Source organism: Brasilonema sennae CENA114 (assembly GCF_006968745.1).
In the GTDB taxonomy this organism is placed as follows: domain Bacteria; phylum Cyanobacteriota; class Cyanobacteriia; order Cyanobacteriales; family Nostocaceae; genus Brasilonema; species Brasilonema sennae.
The window spans coordinates 4394407-4413568 of the sequence record NZ_CP030118.1 but is presented as its reverse complement, the minus strand read 5'-3'; the positions used below and the strand labels follow the sequence as shown (position 1 = coordinate 4413568).

Annotated in this window: 4 protein-coding genes; all 4 read right to left on the bottom strand. The window is 42.7% G+C overall.

From position 1 onward, the window contains the following. Positions 1-116 precede the first annotated feature (116 nt). The 4 genes from DP114_RS18570 to DP114_RS18555 are packed head-to-tail and all read right to left on the bottom strand — an operon-like array spanning position 117 to position 19104. Positions 117-7910 carry a non-ribosomal peptide synthetase gene (locus DP114_RS18570; protein WP_171976802.1) on the bottom strand — a complete coding sequence of 2598 codons (7794 nt, stop codon included), beginning with the start codon at positions 7908-7910 and terminating at the stop codon, positions 117-119. Positions 7911-7944: 34 nt separating this feature from the next. Then, positions 7945-9255 carry a valine--pyruvate transaminase gene (locus DP114_RS18565; RefSeq protein WP_169265346.1) on the bottom strand — a complete coding sequence of 437 codons (1311 nt, stop codon included), beginning with the start codon at positions 9253-9255 and terminating at the stop codon, positions 7945-7947. Between the two features lie 50 nt (positions 9256-9305). Continuing rightward, positions 9306-12515 (bottom strand): non-ribosomal peptide synthetase, encoded by a 3210-nt coding sequence (locus DP114_RS18560; RefSeq protein WP_171976801.1) that lies wholly within the window; start codon positions 12513-12515, stop codon positions 9306-9308. A gap of 4 nt (positions 12516-12519) precedes the next feature. After that, positions 12520-19104, bottom strand: coding sequence for a non-ribosomal peptide synthetase (locus DP114_RS18555; protein ID WP_171976800.1), 6585 nt, complete (start codon positions 19102-19104; stop codon positions 12520-12522). Positions 19105-19162 lie beyond the last annotated feature (58 nt).

Sequence of the window (19162 nt, the reverse complement as noted above, 5' to 3'; positions counted from 1 at the left end):
TACTAGGCCTCTCCTAAAATGGTTATGAAACCTTTACGGGGCTTGCACTAAAAATCGATTTTAGGAGAGGTCTACTGCTGTAATTGGCAATTAATCCTTTTTTAGGTGATACTTCGTCATAGTTCAATTTCCTCTTCGTCTGAGTTTAAAGGTTGCATATCTACGGCGGCGGAATTAATCCAAATGCAGGTATCGAGATAATTCGCTAAATCACTGAGGGTGGGGTACTCAAATACCTTACGCAAAGGTAGTTCTACTTTGAAGGTGTCGCGGATGCGGTAGCATAGTTGGGTGGCTAATAGAGAATGTCCCCCCAAGTTGAAGAAGTTATCATGCCGGGCGATTGCTGCATATTTCAGCAGCTTTGCCCATAATTCGGCAAGTAATTTTTCTGTCGATGTTACAGGCAATTCAATGTCTGTTGATGAAACTGCTGTATTTGGTGCAGGTAAAGCTTTACGATCTACTTTGCCATTCGGTGTCAGTGGTAGTTTTTCTAAGACAGTAAAATGGTTAGGAATCATATATTCAGGGAGATTCTTAGCCAGAAAATCTCGCCATTCGGCTAACAAACCTGGATCTACTTGATTGATGCGATATTGCAACGGTTGGTTAGCGTAATGTTGCCAGGGCTTAAGTTGCAAATTTTGCTCTTGATTAAACCGTGGCAGTGTCACCTGTCCAGGAATCTTCCTTTGAAACACAATATCGTAATAAGCAAACCCTGAGTCACTATATTGTATAAAAGGTGTATAGGGTAAATCTGGTACTAAAGCTCGGAACGCTTCGGGTTCTATCCCTAACTTGGCTTGTGCAACAGCCGCTTTCAAGTCCCAAACAGTACCATTTAATTGAGCAATTTGTTCTAACAGCACCATTTCTGAGGTCAGACGTGCATTGGGAATATCCTTAATGCCTAGTAAATCTGGTTGCTGAGTTATTAAAATTTTCTCGATTTTTTCTAGATTCAACTGTTGGTCTTGCCAATTTAACCATTCAGGTTCTGCAACGGGAGTATCTGTCCGATCCAAGTGTAAAACAACGTCATAACGAAAACGGCTCATTTCCGTTTGCGCATAACCCCGTTGCAATTGAATTTGGACATGACTAATTCGAGGAAATCTTTGTTTGAGGGCGATAAAGAAATCAGGATCAATCAGTAATTCGCCTTCGGTGCGGATGCTTTTTTGAATCTGTTGATGCAAGTCCTTGATTGATAACTCATCCGGGGCACGATAAAACTCAACTGCCGTATGAAAAGCTTCCAGCAGATTGAGATTTCGCACATCCCCAATAAAGATTGCTCCTTGAGTCGTCACAGCGTTAACAGCTCCTTGCAAAACTTCCAAAAAGTAATCCAAGGTGGGAAAATACTGGATGACGGAATTCATGATGACTAAGTCATAAGCATTTGTCTCAATGCCGTCAAACTGGTTAGCGGCACTTTGTTTTAAGGTGACTTTCTCCTTGAGAGATTGCTGTTCTAAATTTTGTTCAATATACTGCAATGCGCCCGCAGAAAAATCTGTACCTAGATAATGCTGACAATGAGGCGCGATTTTAAACAATAACATCCCTGTACCGCAACCAATTTCCCAAACCCGTTTCGGTTCAAGTTCCAAAATTTGGTCAACTGTTGTATCTCGCCATTCCTGCATCGCCGCTTGGGGAATGGGTTCTCCTGTGTAGCTATCATTCCAACCAGCTAAATTGAGAGTTGGATCATCGCTTGGGGCTTGTTGCTGAGAGTAGCTATCATTGAAAACTTGCTGCCACAGTTCAACTTGTTCAGTTTGCAGAGTATTATCTTCAAGGTTGTTATGTGTTGGTGTGGGTACAATATAAGCTAGCAAGCGTTGAGCGATAGCTTCGCTGCTGCGCGGAGCGCAGATCGCATCTTCTGCTGCTTCTACAATCACAACTGCTTGCTGAATTTGGGGATGTTTGGTTAACAAGGCTTCAATTTCACCCAATTCGATGCGAAAACCGCGCAGTTTTACTTGATTATCCATCCGCCCCAGGTATTCTAACTGCCCATCGGGCAACCATCTGGCTAAATCTCCGGTTTTGTACACTCGTTCTGGTTTACCAAATAAGTCCAGAGAAATGAATTTTTCCGCTGTGAGTTCGGGACGGTTGAGATAGCCACGGGCTAAACCAACACCTGCAATACAAAGTTCCCCAGGAATGCCAGCAGGTAGGGGTTGGTTGTGGTTATCTAAAATGTAGATACGTACATTGGCAATTGGCTGTCCTATCAATAAATCGCCCACCAGATCCCTTTTTCCAGTTGCTTCATAGACGCAACACCCCACAACCGCTTCTGTAGGACCATATTCGTTAATCAGGCGGGTATCGCGGGCATGAGTCAACCACGGAATTATTTGGTTGGCGTGTAATGCTTCACCGCCTAAAACAAAGGCATTGACCCGATTTGGCATGAAATCAGGATGAATTTGCTGATTGAGTATTTCCAGATGCGAAGGTGTAATTTTGACTAAGGATAGATGATTGTTTTGTTTGACGATATTTGCTAAGGATTCAATTTCTTGTTTTTCTCTTACCAGGATGGTGGTACGCCCACAAATTAGAGGTAGGTACAGTGAGGTAATCGTTGCATCAAAGCTAAGAGAAGACTGCACAGGTGTACCTTGCCCCTGTGCTACTGCATAGTAGTCTTTAGCCCAGTGTAAATAGTTAGTTAAACCACAGTGTAGTATTTCTACGCCTTTAGGTTGCCCAGTAGAGCCTGAGGTGTAAATCACATAAGCTAAATCATCGAGTTGACTTTGGCAACTAGGGTTATCTGTAGATTGTTTGGCAAAGTTATCCTCATCTAAACATAGTACTTGGTATTGGCGATAGCGAAGCGCTGCGCCCAAGGGGCGATCGCCTTCTTGAATCTCCAATTTATCTTTAAGTTGACTGTGGGTGAGCAATACCTTTGCCCCACAGTCTTCGAGCATAAAACGAATCCGCTCTTGTGGGTAGTTGGGATCAATGGGTACATAAGCCGCACCTGCTTTGAGAATGCCAAACAAGCCAATCACCATTGAGAGCGATCGCTCGACGCAAATTGCGATCAATGGGTTGTCAGACAATTGTTGTTCTGTTTTGAGTTGCAACAAATAATTAGCCAGTTGATTAGCTTTCTGGTTCAGTTCTTGATAACTCAGGCTTTGCTCTTCAAACACCACCGCAATATTATCGGGCGTTTGTGCTACTTGTTGTTCAAACAGAGTCACCAGTGTCTGGTCTTGAGGATAATTGATATCAGTTTGATTCCAAACTCGCAGTTGCTGGATTTCTGGTGTTGTCATCAAGGACAGCTTGCTGATCGGCTGTTGGGGATTTTGAGTAATCACTGTCAGCAAAACTTCAAAGTGTCCCGCCATGCGCCTAATTGTTTCTGCCTCAAATAAATCTGTGGCATATTCCCACATACAGTGCAGTTGGTCGTCTCTTTCGCAAAGATCCAGTGTCAAATCAAACTTAGCAAATGGGAAACTTTGTTCCAAGTATTGAATATCAAGCCCTGGTAAACTAACATTCTTCCCCGCCCCTTCCGCGTTTTGCAACACTATCATCACTTGGAATAAGGGATTATGGCTGAGACTGCGTTCTGGTTGTAATTGTTCTACCAAATACTCAAAGGGAATATCTTGATGAGCATAAGCATTTAAGCAAGTTTGGCGGGTTTGTTGAAGTAACTCGCTAAATCCTTGCTCTGGTTTGACTTGACTCCGCAATACCAAAGTATTGACAAAAAAGCCGATTAACCCTTCTGTGTAGCTATGGGTGCGGTTGGCGATCGCCGTACCAACACATAAGTCTTCTTGACGGCTGTAACGAGATAGTAAAATATTAAAAGCCGTCAACAGGGTCATAAACAAACTAACCCCGTGTTTTTGACTCACTATTTTGAGTTTCTCAGTCAGTTCATTGCTTAAACGATATTCCTCGCGTCCACCTTGGTAAGATTGTTGCGCTGGACGGGGATGATCGGTTGGTAACTCCAGCAAGCGGGGCGCATCGCCTAGTTGTTGTTTCCAGTAATTTTCCTGATTTGATAAAATCTCCCCTTGTAACCAACTGCGCTGCCAAGCCGCATAATCAGTATACTGAATCGGCAATGGTGACAAATTCGGAGCAGAACCCGCAGCATAAGCAGCATAGGCCTGTTCCCATTCACGCTTAAACACGCCCATTGACCAGCCATCACTGATTATGTGATGTATATTAATCAACAGAATATTTTTTTGTTGGCCCAGTTGCAGTAGTTTGGCTTTGAACAGAGAACCAGTATTTAAATCAAAGGGTTCTTGGGCATGGGTATCGGCTAAATGTTGTATAGTTTGTATTTGCGTCTGCGAATCGAGTTCTTGTAAATCTGCGATTACCAGTACTTCTATATCTTCTACATTTTTAACTACTACTTGCGGTTCTCCCTCCAAGGCAGGGAAATAAGTGCCTAAACTTGTATGACGTTGCAGCAAATAAGTTAAACTTGACCGCAGAGCCTCTACATTGAGGTTGCCCTCAAGTTGGAATGCGATCGGCATATTGTAGGTAGCCGAGGTTCCTGTACCTTCAAGTTGGGCTAAAAACCAAAGTCTTGATTGAGCAAAAGACAGAGTTTTAGGTTCATTTTCTGGCTGGGGTGTGATCGCAGGTAAAGCGACACTCGAACCGGCTTTGTCAATTTCCCACGCCAACTCAGACAAAACGCTTTGCTCAAATACCTTGCGAACAGGTAATTCTACCCCAAAACTGTCACGAATCCGAGTGATCAATTGAGTCGCCAACAGCGAATGTCCACCTAATTCAAAGAAGTTGTCTCTACGACCAACAGACTTAACTTTTAACAAACCTTGCCATAAACTAGCCAGTAGTGTTTCTGTAGGAGTGACTGGCATTTCAAAGTCACTTGAAGCGGCTGTATTTGGTGTTGGTAATGCTCTGCGATCTAGCTTACCGTTAGGAGTAAGGGGCAACTTATCCAACACCATAATTTGGCTAGGAACCATATAATTCGGCAGGCGAGTTTTGAGATAGTCCTTAAGTTCACTCCCTAAATTGAAAGATTTTTCCTCTGCCGTGACATAGGCTATTAACCTGGGATTACTATCAGTTTCATATAAAATAACAACAGCTTCTTTAACTGATGGATGTTGCAATAAGAGTGATTCGATTTCACCAAGTTCAATCCGAAAGCCTCGTAATTTAACTTGCTCGTCAATGCGACCTAAGTATTCCAGGTTGCTATCATCACCCCATCTTGCTAAGTCGCCAGTTTTGTAAATTCGCTCGATTTTACCAAATAAATCAATTTCAATAAATTTTTCAGCAGTTAAATCAGGACGATTAAGATAACCTCGTGCTAAACCAACCCCAGCGATGCACAATTCTCCTGGAATTCCAGGCGGTAACGGTTGATTGTGAGCATCTAAAATATAGATACGGATATTTGGTAAAGGTTTACCAATCGATGGTTTTTTGCCATTAGGTTGACAAAGTGCGCTCGCTGCACCAACCGTAGATTCCGTTGGCCCATAGCCATTGAAAAAACGTCTTCCTGGTGCCCATTGTGCCACTAATTCGGCTGGGCAAGCTTCACCACCAACAACTATGGTTTGCAAATCCGGCAAAGGAGCTTGAGGTAATACCGATAACACCGAAGGCGGTATAATCATATGCGAAATCTTGTGATTAATTAAAAAGTCAACCAAGACTTGACTTGGTAACAAAGTTTCTTTTTTCGCAAGATATAAACAAGCACCCACAACGAAGGTAGTAGCAATTTCACCAATAGAGATATCAAAACTAAAAGAAGCAAGTTGAAGGAAACGGCTTTGGGGTTGAACTTGAAAAGTATTCGCTGATGATAAAGCCAAATTGGTCAGTCCACGATGTTCAATCATGACCCCCTTGGGACGTCCCGTCGAACCAGAAGTATAGATGACATAAGCTAAATTATCAGGCGTACTTTGGAGACTGGGATTATTTGTTAACGCAAAAGAAAAATCTGTCTGATCTATACAAATTACTTGACAGGGATGTTTGAGTTGAGTTGTTGGTAATTTCTCTGTTATAAAACTTTGGGTTAACAACAGCGAAGTTCCACTATCTTGTAAAATCCATTGAATCCGCTCTTGAGGATAATTCGGGTCAATCGGTACATAAGCTGCACCTGCTTTGAGAATACCGAGTACCCCAACAATCATCTCCAAGGATCGTTCAACACAGATACCAATTAATGTATTTGGCTGGATTTGATGATTTTGAATCAGATAATGAGCTAATTGATTCGCTTTTTGATTCAGTTGTTGATAAGTTAGATGTTGAGATTCAAAGACTAAAGCAATATTATCAGGGTTTTTCGCAACTTGAGCTTCAAACAGGTCAACCAAAGTTTGATTGAGGGGATAATTAGTTTGAGTTTTATTCCAGATTTGCAGCTGCTGACATTCATCCTCTGTAAGCAACGATAGGGTATTAATAGGTTGGTTCGGATTATCGACAATTCCCTTCAGGAGAACTTCAAAATGTCCCGCCATCCGTTGAATAGTTTTAGCTTCAAACAAATCTGTTGCATATTCCCATTCTCCGATCAATCCCTGAGGTGTTTCTCGAAAAATAAGCGACAAATCAAATAGAGTCGTCGTGTTTTCCCACTCAAAACGAGTCAGAGTTAATCCAGGAATTTCTAATTTCTCTTGAGTTGCATTTTGCAAGCCAAAAGCGACTTGAAATAGGGGATGATGAGAAAGCGATCGCTCTAGACCCAATTCATCAACCAATTTCTCAAAAGGTAAGTCTTGATGGTCATAAGCATCCAGGGTGACTTGCTTCACCCGTTGCAATAATTCTAAGAAAGTTGGATTTCCTTGCAGGTTGGTACGCAAAGCTAAAGTATTGACAAAAAAGCCAATTAGTGGTTCTATTTCTCGACGGTTGCGATTGGCGATCGCAGAACCAACAACAATATCCTCTTGTCCACTGTAGCGCGACAATAACAGCGTAAATGCTGCAAGTATTGTCATAAACAGGGTGGTTCCTGACTCCTGACTTAAACGCTTCAGCTTCTGTGTTAAATCTTGATTGAGTTGCAAAAACTCGCTACGTCCCCTAAAACTTTGCACTGATGGGCGCGGTTTGTCGGTGGGCAATTCTAACAGAGGCGGGACTGCGGCTAATTGTTTTTGCCAGTAATTAAGTTGCTTTTGGAGAACCTCCCCCTGTAACCATTGTCTTTGCCAGTGGGCGAAATCGGCATATTGTAGGGATAATTCGGGTAATGGAGAGGGTTTTCCTGTGCAGAATGCGGTATAAAAGGTGAACAATTCCCGGCGGAATATGTCCATTGACCAGCCATCACAAACGATATGATGGATGACAAGCAACAACAAATGGGATTGGTCAGTTAGTTGCAACAACTTTACGCGCAGCAAAGGTGGATTTGATAAATCAAAGGGTTGTTGCAATTCTTCTGTAGCTAACTGCTGCGCTTTCTTTAACTGGTCTTTTTCTGTTAATTGTCGCCAGTCTAGCACTTGTATTGTCAGCTGAGGATTAGCGTGAATCACCTGTATTGGCGATCCATCGACAACTGAGAAACTAGTACGTAAGACTTCATGACGTTGAACAATTTCTGCGATCGCTTGTTCTAAAGCAGCTCTATTAAGAAATCCGTTAAGTTGCCAGAAAAACGGAACATTGTAGACACAATTTTCGCCCTCTAGTTGATCAAGAAACCATAATCTTTGTTGAGCAAAAGAGAGAGCAAGAGGTTGTTCCCGCGATACGGGTATGAGGGGAGGTGGAGATTGCTGTTGCTTTTTCAGTTTTTGTAGGACTAATTCTCGCTTTTCTGGTGAAAGGGCTTCTAGACGTTTTAGTATATCGCTCATAATGTTATTTCTGAAATTTTAGATTAAAATCATCTTACGAGAATGATCCGATAGCCAAAGATGGGTTTTTAAAACTACTACGTTGGTAAACTTGTTGAATGACCTCAGCTAAACGTTTCATAGCAGTTTCGATTTGTTGCTCGCTTGCTGTCAGGCTAATACGAATACATTGATATTTGTGTGACCAATCTTCCTTTAACCCTGGAAAGAAAAACCTTCCAGCCACAACAATGACACCCACTTGCTTGAGTTCTTGATATAAATCTAAGTCACTGATAGGTAAATTATTAAACCACAACCAAGCAAACATTGCTCCTTCACCACAATGTAGAAACCAAGGTAAATTTTTGGGCATTTCTTGGTCAAGTTTGGCTTCGATGAGTAAAATTTTATTTTTGTAAAAGGGTCTTATAACTTCTGTTGATATGTATTCAAGAGCACCAGAATTAATCGCGCGAGCAGCAATTGCTTGTCCATAACCAGAGGGGTGAAGACATAGATTTGCCTGGAAAGATTCTAGAACTTGAATGATTTTAGAATCTCCAATCGCAACGCCAATCCGCTCTCCTGGCAAACCCGCTTTTGAGAAACTCATGCAATGTACAATATTTTCACCAAAGACGAGTGTCATATCTTTAAAATTTATTGCTGGAAAGGGGGGACCATAGGCAGAATCTATGAACACGGGGATATTGTAGGGTTTAGCAAGAACTGCAATTTTTTTAATTTCATCGTTAGATAAGATATTGCCTGTGGGATTACAGGGGCGAGAGAAGAGGATACAACCCGTATTTTCTGTAATAACTAAGTTGTTGAAGTCAGGGTGATACTTGAACCTGTGAGCTTTGGTATCAATATCTAAAGTTGGTTTATATGAGATTAATGCCTCTGGTACTAAACAAATTCCACCGTAACCTGTGTAGTCAGGACTTATTGGTAAGACAATTTGCTTTAAATCTCCTTTGCTTGTGTAGCCGCCAAACGCATTAGCTGCATAGAAATAAAGCATTTGACTACCAGGAGTGATCAAGATGTTGCTTTCATTTAAAGAAAGTCCGTAGCGACGATTAAAATCTTTGGCGATCGCTTCAATTAATGGAATGTAACCCTGACTTGAACCATAACGACAAACTACTTCGCCATACTCAGAGCTAGCTAAAAGTTCTGCGGTACAGTCACGCCACATCTGCTCAACTTTTGGCAAAAGCACTGGATTTCCAGCACTTAAATTAATAAAATCTTGCTTTTGCTTAGTTTGTAATGTTTCAATAATATCTTTCGATATCGCCTTAATGCCTGTCAGGCTCGACATTTGCACACCAATTTTAGATAAGTTAGGTATCATAATTTTTCTTGTATAATTTATACTCTTCCAAACAGTAATTGCTGTGTAACTTATTCTTCTGATAACTGCTCAACTTCTCCTAAAATCCGTGTTAGGTCATCATTTTCTGCTTGTTCAATCTGTTCCTCAATTATTTTTTGGGCGAGTTCAGCAATTGTTGGATTTTCAAACAAGTAACGCAGAGGAAAATCCAGACAAAAAGCTTCTCGCAATCTAGAAATTACTTGTGTAGCTAGTAAAGAATGTCCCCCCAACTCGAAAAAGTTATCGTGAATTCCAACCTGTTTTAATTTAAGAACTTCAGCCCAAATTGTGGCTAATTCTTGTTCAGTAGGCGTGCGCGGAGCAACAAAATCAACCTCTAGATTTCTTTGGGAAGCATCTGGAGCAGGTAAAGCACGGCGATTTATCTTACCATTAGGAGTCAGAGGGAATTCCTCAAGAAATACGAAAGCCGCAGGAATCATATAATCTGGTAACTTTTCCTTGAGGAAGTTTCGCAGAGTGCTAGCAGTTGGTGGGTTGTCCGTGGTTAGGAGATAGGCAACTAAGTATTTGTTTCCAGGTTCATCTTCCCGTGTAATGACAACAACTTGTTTTATGTCAGAATGTTGATTGAAAACTGCTTCAATTTCTTCTAATTCAATGCGAAAACCGCGAATTTTTACCTGTGTATCTATTCGACCTAAAAATTCCAGATTTCCATCCGGAAGACGGCGCACTAAATCTCCAGTTTTGTAAAGTGTGTCACCCTCAATAAAAGGATTAGGAATAAATTTTTCATGGGTTAATGTTGGTTGATTTAAGTAACCTCTAGCAACACTCACCCCGCCCACAGAAACTTCGCCCGGAACGCCAATCGGAACTCTGTGTAAATCTCTATCTAGTAGATAAACTGTCCTGTCACCGATGGGTTTTCCAATGGGAATTGAATGAACATTTTCAGCAAGTTGTTTGGGAATCGGATAACAACAGGTAAAAACTGTACATTCCGAAGGCCCATAAGCATTAATTATTTGGGTTTCCGGTAATAGTTCTAAAGCGCGACGAACATGAGGCACAGAAACGGACTCTCCGCCAATTAATAGTTGTTTAACGCCTGACAACCCTTGGGGTATGGTATCAATTATCAGATTAAAGAAAGCGGAAGTCAGCCAGAGGATATTAACTTTTTGTGCTTGGATAATCTGACTTAAGCCAACAGGTGTGGGAATTTTACCAGGGTAAAGTATACAACGTCCCCCGTAAAGCAAGGGCGGCCAAAGTTCTAGGGTTAATGCATCCCAGGAAATTGATGAATGTTGTAGCCAAATCTGTTGTGCATCAAGGTGAATGTAATCAACCCCAAACATAAAACCAAGAATGCTACGATGGGGAACTTCTGTTCCTTTTGGTGTTCCCGTTGAGCCAGATGTATAAATTATATAAGCTAAATTTTCTGGATTAACTTCATTGCTTAAATTGTCTTCTTTGTATTGGGCAATGATTTCCCAATCTGAGTCAAGATTCACTACAGTTTGATTGTGGATTGGCAGTAGCTGCTCGCACAAATGAGTTTGTGTTAGTAAGATGGATGCCTGTACATCTTTTAACATAAACTCTAGTCTTTCTGAAGGATAAGCTGGATCTAACGGAACATAAACCCCACCCGCTTTGAGAATAGCGAGTATTCCTATCACCATTAAAAGCGATCGCTCGACACAAATTCCCACCCGTACTTCGGGTTGAACTCCTAGTGATTGTAGGTAATTGGCTAATTGATTGGCACGGTTATTTAACTGCCAATAAGTTAAATATTCTTTTTCATACACAACTGCTACTGTGTCGGGGGTTTTTGCTACCTGTTCTTCAAATAAAACATGAATACACTTGTAATCAATAGAATCTATCTTTGGTTGATTTTCTAGCAGAATTAATTGTTTTTGTTCAGCTGCACTAAGCAGAGATAATTGGGAAATATCTTGTTGTAGATTGGCTGCCATTCCTTGTAGTAATGTCTGGAAATGTCCAATCATGCGCTCAATTGTTTGTTCCTCGAAGCGACTGGTATCATAGATAATCCTGCCAGACAATTGTGATTCAGGATTAACCACTATCGTTAGAGGATAATTCGTGCGTTCAAAACAACGAAGATGACTAATTTCTAAAGTGTTTTTATTTTTCTGTTCAGCAGAATCGAGCGGATAATTTTCAAATACTAAAAGGCTCTCAAACAATGGCATTCCTGGGGGAACATCACTTAGGTGCTGAATTTCCGCCAGGGAGTAGTAGGCATACTGTTCCTGCTCAAATGCTTGGGTTTGTAAATGCTTGAGCCAGGGTAATAATTCTGTCTTTGCTGTAACTTGTACCCGTATGGGGAGAGTGTTGATCAATAGCCCAACCATTGAATCGACTCCCGCTAGGTTCGGTGGGCGACCGGATACAGTTGCACCAAAGACCACATCGCTTTCCCGACTGTAGCGGGAAAGTAGCAACCCCCATGCTCCTTGCACCAAATTATTCAAAGTTAAATGGTGCTGTCGCGCCTCATATTGCAGCTTGTCAGTTACTGTTTTAGATAATTGGAAAACTTTTTCATCATAGGTTTGTTGTTGCCCTGACTTGTCAAAAGTCAATTTATCTACCCTAAAATGGGTAGGAGTTTCAAACCCCTGGAGAATTTGTTGCCAAAAGTTCTTTGCCTGAGCAATATCCTGTTGTTGTAACCAATCAATATACTCTCGATAGGGACGAGCGGGAAGTAGGCGGAAATGTTCGCCTCGTTGATTAGCTTCATACAAAGCTAAAACTTCTTTTAGGACAATCTGCATCGACCAACCATCGAAGAGAATATGATGATGACTCCAGATAAATTGATAAGTTTTTTCCCCAAGTTGGATAATGGTGAAGCGCATTAGGGGAGGTTGAGAAAGATCGAATTCTTTTTGGCGATCGCCTTCTAAAAAATCCTCTAAATTCTGTTGTTGTTCATCGGCTGTTAAATTCCGCCAGTCCAGTTCCACCCACGGGAGTTCCACTTGCTTACTCACCATTTGCAAGGGCTTTTCTATCTCTTCCCAATAAAAGGAACTGCGTAAAACTGGGTGTCGCGCCACAACTTGCTGCCAAGCTTGTTGAAAGCCAGGAAAATTCAATTCTCCAGAAAGAATACAAAGCAATTGCTCAAAATAAATTTCCGATTCTGGTGCATACAGGGTATGAAAAAGCATGCCCTGCTGCATGGGTGAAAGTTCATAAAGGTCTTCGATATTATCCACGAAACTACCTCTTCTTGGTTTTGTCTTTGTTGATTTTGGCTAAGAATTTATCTAACTGTTTTTGACTCAGTTTGGCTGCTGAGAAGTCAGAAGGAGTATGACCGATCGCATCAGGTGATTGACAGTGACCAATCAGGGTTTTTAATGCTTCCATAAACCCCAAAGCCAAACGCTCAATGGTAGTTCTTTGATGAACTTTCTTGCTGTAAGCCCAAGTCATTTCTAATTTTTCTGCGCGAATCAAGCCGCTTATTCCTAACAGGTGGCTGCGCTTATTGAGTAAGCTTTGTTCAGCTTTCAATTCTTTAGCCAAACCCAACACGTCAGATGTCCTAAGCTGATTGAACTGACCAAGGTAGTTAAAACTCACTTGTGCTTGGGGTAGCGCTTGTAGTTTTGTACGTATTGCGGCGTTTTCGTTCAGATATCGCAGTACACCATAACCAATGCCCCGGTTGGGAATACGCCGCAGTTGTTCTTTGACTGACTTTAAAGCCTCTGCTGGATCGTCACTTTCTTCTAGCTGTAACCGAACGGGAAATGAGGTGGTAAACCAGCCTACAGTGCGCGACAAATCCACATCCTCAAATAAGTCTTCTCGTCCATGACCTTCAAGATCAATCAGCAGAGAACGTTCTCCCGTCCATTGGGCAAAGCTTTGTACTAGGGCAGTCAAAAGCACATCATTAATTTGAGTATTGTAGGCAGAGGGTACATCTTGCAATAGGGCGCGGGTTTGTTCTTCAGTTAAAGAAAGTGACACAGAAGCGGTTGAGGCTACGGTGTTATCTTCTTTATTTGAAGGATAGTCAACTGGCAAGGCAGTAACTTTAAAATTATACTCACTGAGCCAGTAATCTAATTCCGTGGCGAGCGCCTCTGATTGTCCATATTCTGTTAGGCGATCGCTCCAATATTGGAAGGAAGTTGTCTTAGGTGGTAGTTTAATAGCTTCACCACGGCTGATTTGCTGGTAAGCAGTAGCTAAGTCTTCGAGCAAAATTCGCCAGGAAATGCCATCTACTGCTAAGTGATGGACGATGAACAGCAACCGACCTGGTTGATTCTTGCCCAATATAAACAGTGCCACTCGGACGATTGATCCAGTAGATAAATCCAAACTAGCCTGTAGTTCAGCATCTTTAGCTTTCATCGCTGTTTGCTGTTCTTCTGGCGAAAGGTGCGACAAATCGATGACGCTCAATGGTACACTTTCCTGGGTAGCGGCGTAAATTTGCTGCCAGTTTTCCCCTTGTTGCACAAACCGCAAACGCAGAGCATCATGATGTAGTAACAATTGTTGTATAACTTGCTGCAATTGCTCATGTGTCAACTCTGGCGGCACTTCCAACATGGTGGACTGGTTAAAGTAATGAGGTTCAGGCAACTTCTGCTCAAAAAACCACTGCTGGATAGGTGTCAACGCCACTAATCCTGTTACTAACCCAAGTTCTGCTTTAACTTGGCGAGTTATACCTGCTACGACAGCTAACTCAGCAATGGTTTGGTACTTGAATAGCTGTTTAGGAGCAATTTGGATACCCGCCTGATTGGCACGGGAAATTATCTGAATGCTGAGGATAGAGTCTCCGCCCAGTTCAAAAAAGTTCTCGTGGATGCCGACTTTTTCTAGTCTTAAGACTTCCGACCAAATCGCCGCTAATTTTTCTTCTGTAAGTGTGCGAGGGGCAATAAATTTCTCTTCGACACTGCGCGAAAAATCGGGCACTGGTAAAGCGCGGTAGTCTACCTTTTGGTTGGGAGTCATCGGCAACGTTTCTAGCAACACAAACGCCGAAGGCACCATGTAATTTGGCAGTTTCTGTTTGAGAAAATGGCGCAATTCATCGGAGGTTGGTTGCGGTTGGTGCGGTACGACATAAGCCACAAGCCGCTTTTGTCCGGGAATGTCAACGCGTGCAATGACGACAGCTTGCAATACTTGTGGATGTTGACGTAGTACCGTCTCAATTTCTCCCAACTCAATGCGGAAGCCACGAATCTTCACCTGATTGTCAACTCGACCGAGATATTCCAGGGTGCCATCTGCTCGAAATCTTGCTAAATCTCCTGTTTTGTAGAGTCGGTCACAGGTTGCATAAGGAATCGGATTCTGAATAAATTTTTCTGCCGTAAGTTCAGGACGCTGCCAATACCCTCTAGCTAAGGAAACTCCACCAATGTGCAGTTCTCCAGGAACTCCTACAGGTACAGGTTGCAGATATTTATCTAAAACATAAACCTGAGCATTGCTTATAGGTCGTCCAATCGAAACGGAAGTAACTGCTGAGGAATTGAGGTACTGTAGGGTGGTGATAACCGTTGCTTCAGTTGGTCCGTAACTATTAAATAATTGCGGTGGATGGGGGATATGAGCCACGCAACTATGCCAATGCTTCACTTTTTCCTGTTGAACTTCTTCTCCCCCAATAATCACAGTTCTCAAACTTTCAGGAACTCGGGAGTCTTGAGGAGTAAGTTCCGCTACCAACTGATGCCAGTATGCTGTAGGCAGATCCAAAACAGTTAACTGCCATTGGTCGCAACATCGCCAAAATTCGTCGCTGGAGTGCAGTATTTCTTCGGTGCGTAGCACTAAGGTTGCACCGACACACAAACAAGGAAAGATTTCTTCAATAGATGTATCAAAGCAAACAGACGCAAATTGGAGAATGCGGTCAGCCGCATTAATTCCATATTCATGAGTAGCGGTCATGACAAAATTCAACAATGACCGATGTTCAATCATCACTCCTTTGGGTTTACCCGTAGAACCAGAGGTATAAATAATGTAGGCAAGATTATTAAGTTGAACGTCACTAATCGGGTTGGCTGTACTGTGTGGCGCGATTACTGGCCAGTCCGTATCCAAACAAACTGTTTTTCCGGTATAATTTAGCAGTTTATTTTGGAATTTATCTTGCGTCAGCAAAATGCCTAGTTGCGTATCTGCGAGAATGTCAGCTAGTCGCTCTTTGGGATAAGCGGGGTCAAGGGGAACATAAGCACCACCCGCTTTGAGAATGCCGAGTAAGCCAACAATCATTTCAAGAGAACGGTCAACGCAGATACCAACTAGGGTTTCTGGTTTGACTCCCAAAGTTTGCAGATAGTGGGCTATTTGGTTAGTGCGATCGCTCAATTCGCGGTAGGTTAATTGTTGACCATCCTGCTCTACAGCTACAGCATCGGGCGTTAACTCTACCTGAGACTCAATCAACTTATGAATACACTCTGTTTGAGTATATTCCCTATAAGTCTGATTCCATTCCACCAGCAATTTTTGTTGATATTGCGTTAACAGAGGTAATTTACCAATCTGTTGCTCTGGATTAGCTACAATCTCTTCTAGCAATTTTTGATACTGCTCTAGCATTTGTTGGATTGTGGCAGCATCAAAAAGGTCGCTGTTATATTCTAAGACTAGGGTAATTCCCTTAGCTCCCGTTTTAGCACCGTTCTGCACGCTTTGTTCAAAACGCGGTATGACCAGGAAATCCAGATCAAACTTGGCGGATTTGTTGCTGATGGGTTCATGCAAGCTGATGTCCAAGCCTGGGAGACTCAAATCCGGCATTGGGGAATCATGGAAGCTGAACATCACTTGAAACAGGGGATTGTGACTCAGGTTGCGTATTGGCTTGAGAACTTCCACCACTTTATCAAAGGGTAGGTCTTCGTTAGCGTAAGCTTCCATTGTCACTTGGCGCACTCGGCCGAGTAACTCCCGAAATGTGGGATTACCGGACAAATCGGTGCGTAAAACCAAGTTATTGACAATCATGCCAATTAACTTTTCTATCTCATGCATCCGTCGATTGGCAACAGCAGTCCCAACGCAAATATCATCTTGCCCAGTGTATCGGTGCAACATGACAAGAAAAGCTGCCAGCATCGTCATGAATAAGGTCACCCCCTCTCGACGACTGAGAACTCTGAGAGATCCACACAAGTCGATGGGAAGTTCCATCCTAATTTGATCGCCTTGGTAAGTTTGCTCTGTCGGTCGCGGGCGATCTAATGGTAATTCTAACAGGGGTGAACTGCCTGATAACTTTTGTTGCCAGTAGGCTAATTGGGCTTGGGCTGCTGCGGTTTTTACCCATTCACGCTGCCAATGGGCAAAGTCCGCAAACTGCAAGCGTGGTTCATTTAGTGGGGAGGGTTTACCCGCACAGAAGGCTTGATACAGTTCCACTAACTCACCCAAGAACACGTTGAATGACCAGCCATCATGAGCCATGTGATGCTCAATGTGGATCAATAGATGTTCTTGATCGCTCAACTTTAATAAAACCCACCTCACAAGGGGTAGTTGATTCATGTCAAAGGGCTGCTGCACTTCTGCCTCAACTAGCTTTTGAGCCTCAGCTTCTTGCTCAGATTCCGGGAATGACTGGAGGTCAATCACTGTGAAACTGATTGGTTGGTGTGGGTTGATGACCTGAAATAGCCGCCCATTTATCGCTGGATAAGTCGTGCGAAAGATTTCATGACGCTGTACAATCTCGTTGAGGCACTGTTGTAAGACTGTGACATCAAGCCGACCTCGAAATCGCATCGTTGCCTGGAATTGGTAGGCACTATTTTCCGGCGCTAATTGCTGGATAAAATACACTCGCTCTTGAGCAAAGGAGACGGGCAAGAGTCCTTCATGGGGAATTCGTTCTATGGCAGGACGTTGCCACTGTTCCTCTTTTTGACCCTGTTCGATGAGTTGAGCTAAACTTTCTATGGTGGGGTTTTCAAAGATTTGGTGAAAGGATAACTCGACCGGTAAAACTTCGCGCACGCGAGAAAGCATCTGAGTTGCAATTAGGGAATGACCACCCAGATGGAAAAAATTATCATTGACTCCAATCTGTTCAAGTCCTAGTAACTCCGCCCAGATGACCGCTAACTTCTCCTCAATTGGGTTACGAGGTGCCACAAAGGTTGCTTCCAAATCGGGGCGTGTGCGATCAGGGGCGGGCAGGTTCCGACGATCCACCTTGCCATTAGGCGTGAGGGGCAAGGAGTCCAAAATCACAAAGGCTGCTGGCACCATGTAATTGGGCAGCTTTTCTTCCAGGAAGCTTTTTAAAGTAGTAGCGTAGGCAAAGCCCGCCGCAGGCATCGCTTCCAGTTTTTGATTAAGGACAATATAAGCAACAAGCCGCTTATCACCAGGTATGTCTTCACGGACGATTACCACTGCTTGAGATACGTCCGGGTGTTGACTCAAAACCGCCTCAATTTCTAAGAGTTCAATACGAAAGCCACGAATCTTTACCTGATGATCGACTCGACCCAAAAACTCAATATTACCATTTGGTAAATAGCGGCCTAAGTCACCTGTTTTATATAATTTTGAATTGCCAAAGGGATTGGGAATAAATTTTTCTTCGGTTAAATCTGGGCGATTTAGGTAACCTCGTGCCAAACCGTCGCCACCAATATATAATTCACCAGGAGTACCAATAGAGACTGGTTGAAGTTTGGAGTTTAATATATATATTTGTGTATTAGATATCGGGCGACCAATTGGGAGATTTGTTGCCCCTTCTGGTACATTTTGCACCAGATACCAACAAGAGAATGTTGTACTCTCAGTCGGGCCATAAACATGTAGCAATCGTTGTGGCAATCCATTTCTCAGAACTGCTTGAACTGACTTGGGATCTACAGCTTCACCACCAAATAGCAAGTATCGCAGGTCTTTAAATACGTGAGGGACAATACTCGCTAACTGATTAAATAAGGCTGTGGTCAAGAATAATACACTGATTTTTTGTTCGTGGATGGACGCGGCAAAATCCTCGGGCGAAAGCACAACATTCTGAGGAATCACCACCAGCCTAGCCCCGTGCAGGAGAGAACCCCAGATCTCGAAAGTGGCTGCATCAAAGGAAGCATTTGAGGCTTGGGCAATGCGATCGCTAGCTGTAAACTGCACGTAATTGGTATTGCATACTAGCCGATTGACAGCCCGATGCGGTACAGCGACTCCCTTTGGTGTTCCTGTAGAACCAGAGGTATAAATCACATAAGCCAGGTTTTCAGGCGTCACATCGCTAGTAGGATTTTCTTGACTCTGGCGGCTAATCGCTTCCCAATCCCTATCCAAACAAACCGTCTTCACCCCGCTTTCAGAAAATTCTTCAACAAACTTTTGCTGGGTTAACAGTACTTGCACTTGTGAATCTGACAGCATAAACGATAAACGCTCTTTGGGATACGTTGGATCTAGCGGCACATATCCTCCACCCGCCTTGAGAATTCCCAACATTCCCACTACCATTTCCCAAGAACGTTCAACGCAAATCCCTACTAGTACTTCTGTCCCTACACCCAAAGATTGCAGATAATGTGCTATTTTGTTGGCTCGGTGATTCAACTGTTGATAAGTAAGTTTCTGCTCATCGAAGACGACAGCAATATTGTCTGGAGTTTTTTCTACTTGTGCTTCAAATAGTTCATGTATGCACAAATGTTTAGGATAATCTACCGTTGTATCATTCCATTCCACCAATATTTTATGTCGCTCCTGCTCAGTTAAGGCAGAAGAATCATCAACAGAATGAGTATAGCCAACCACTATTTCTTGCATAAACTTAATTCAATGGACATCAATATTTCATCTTTGGGATCAAGCAGCAGACAGAATC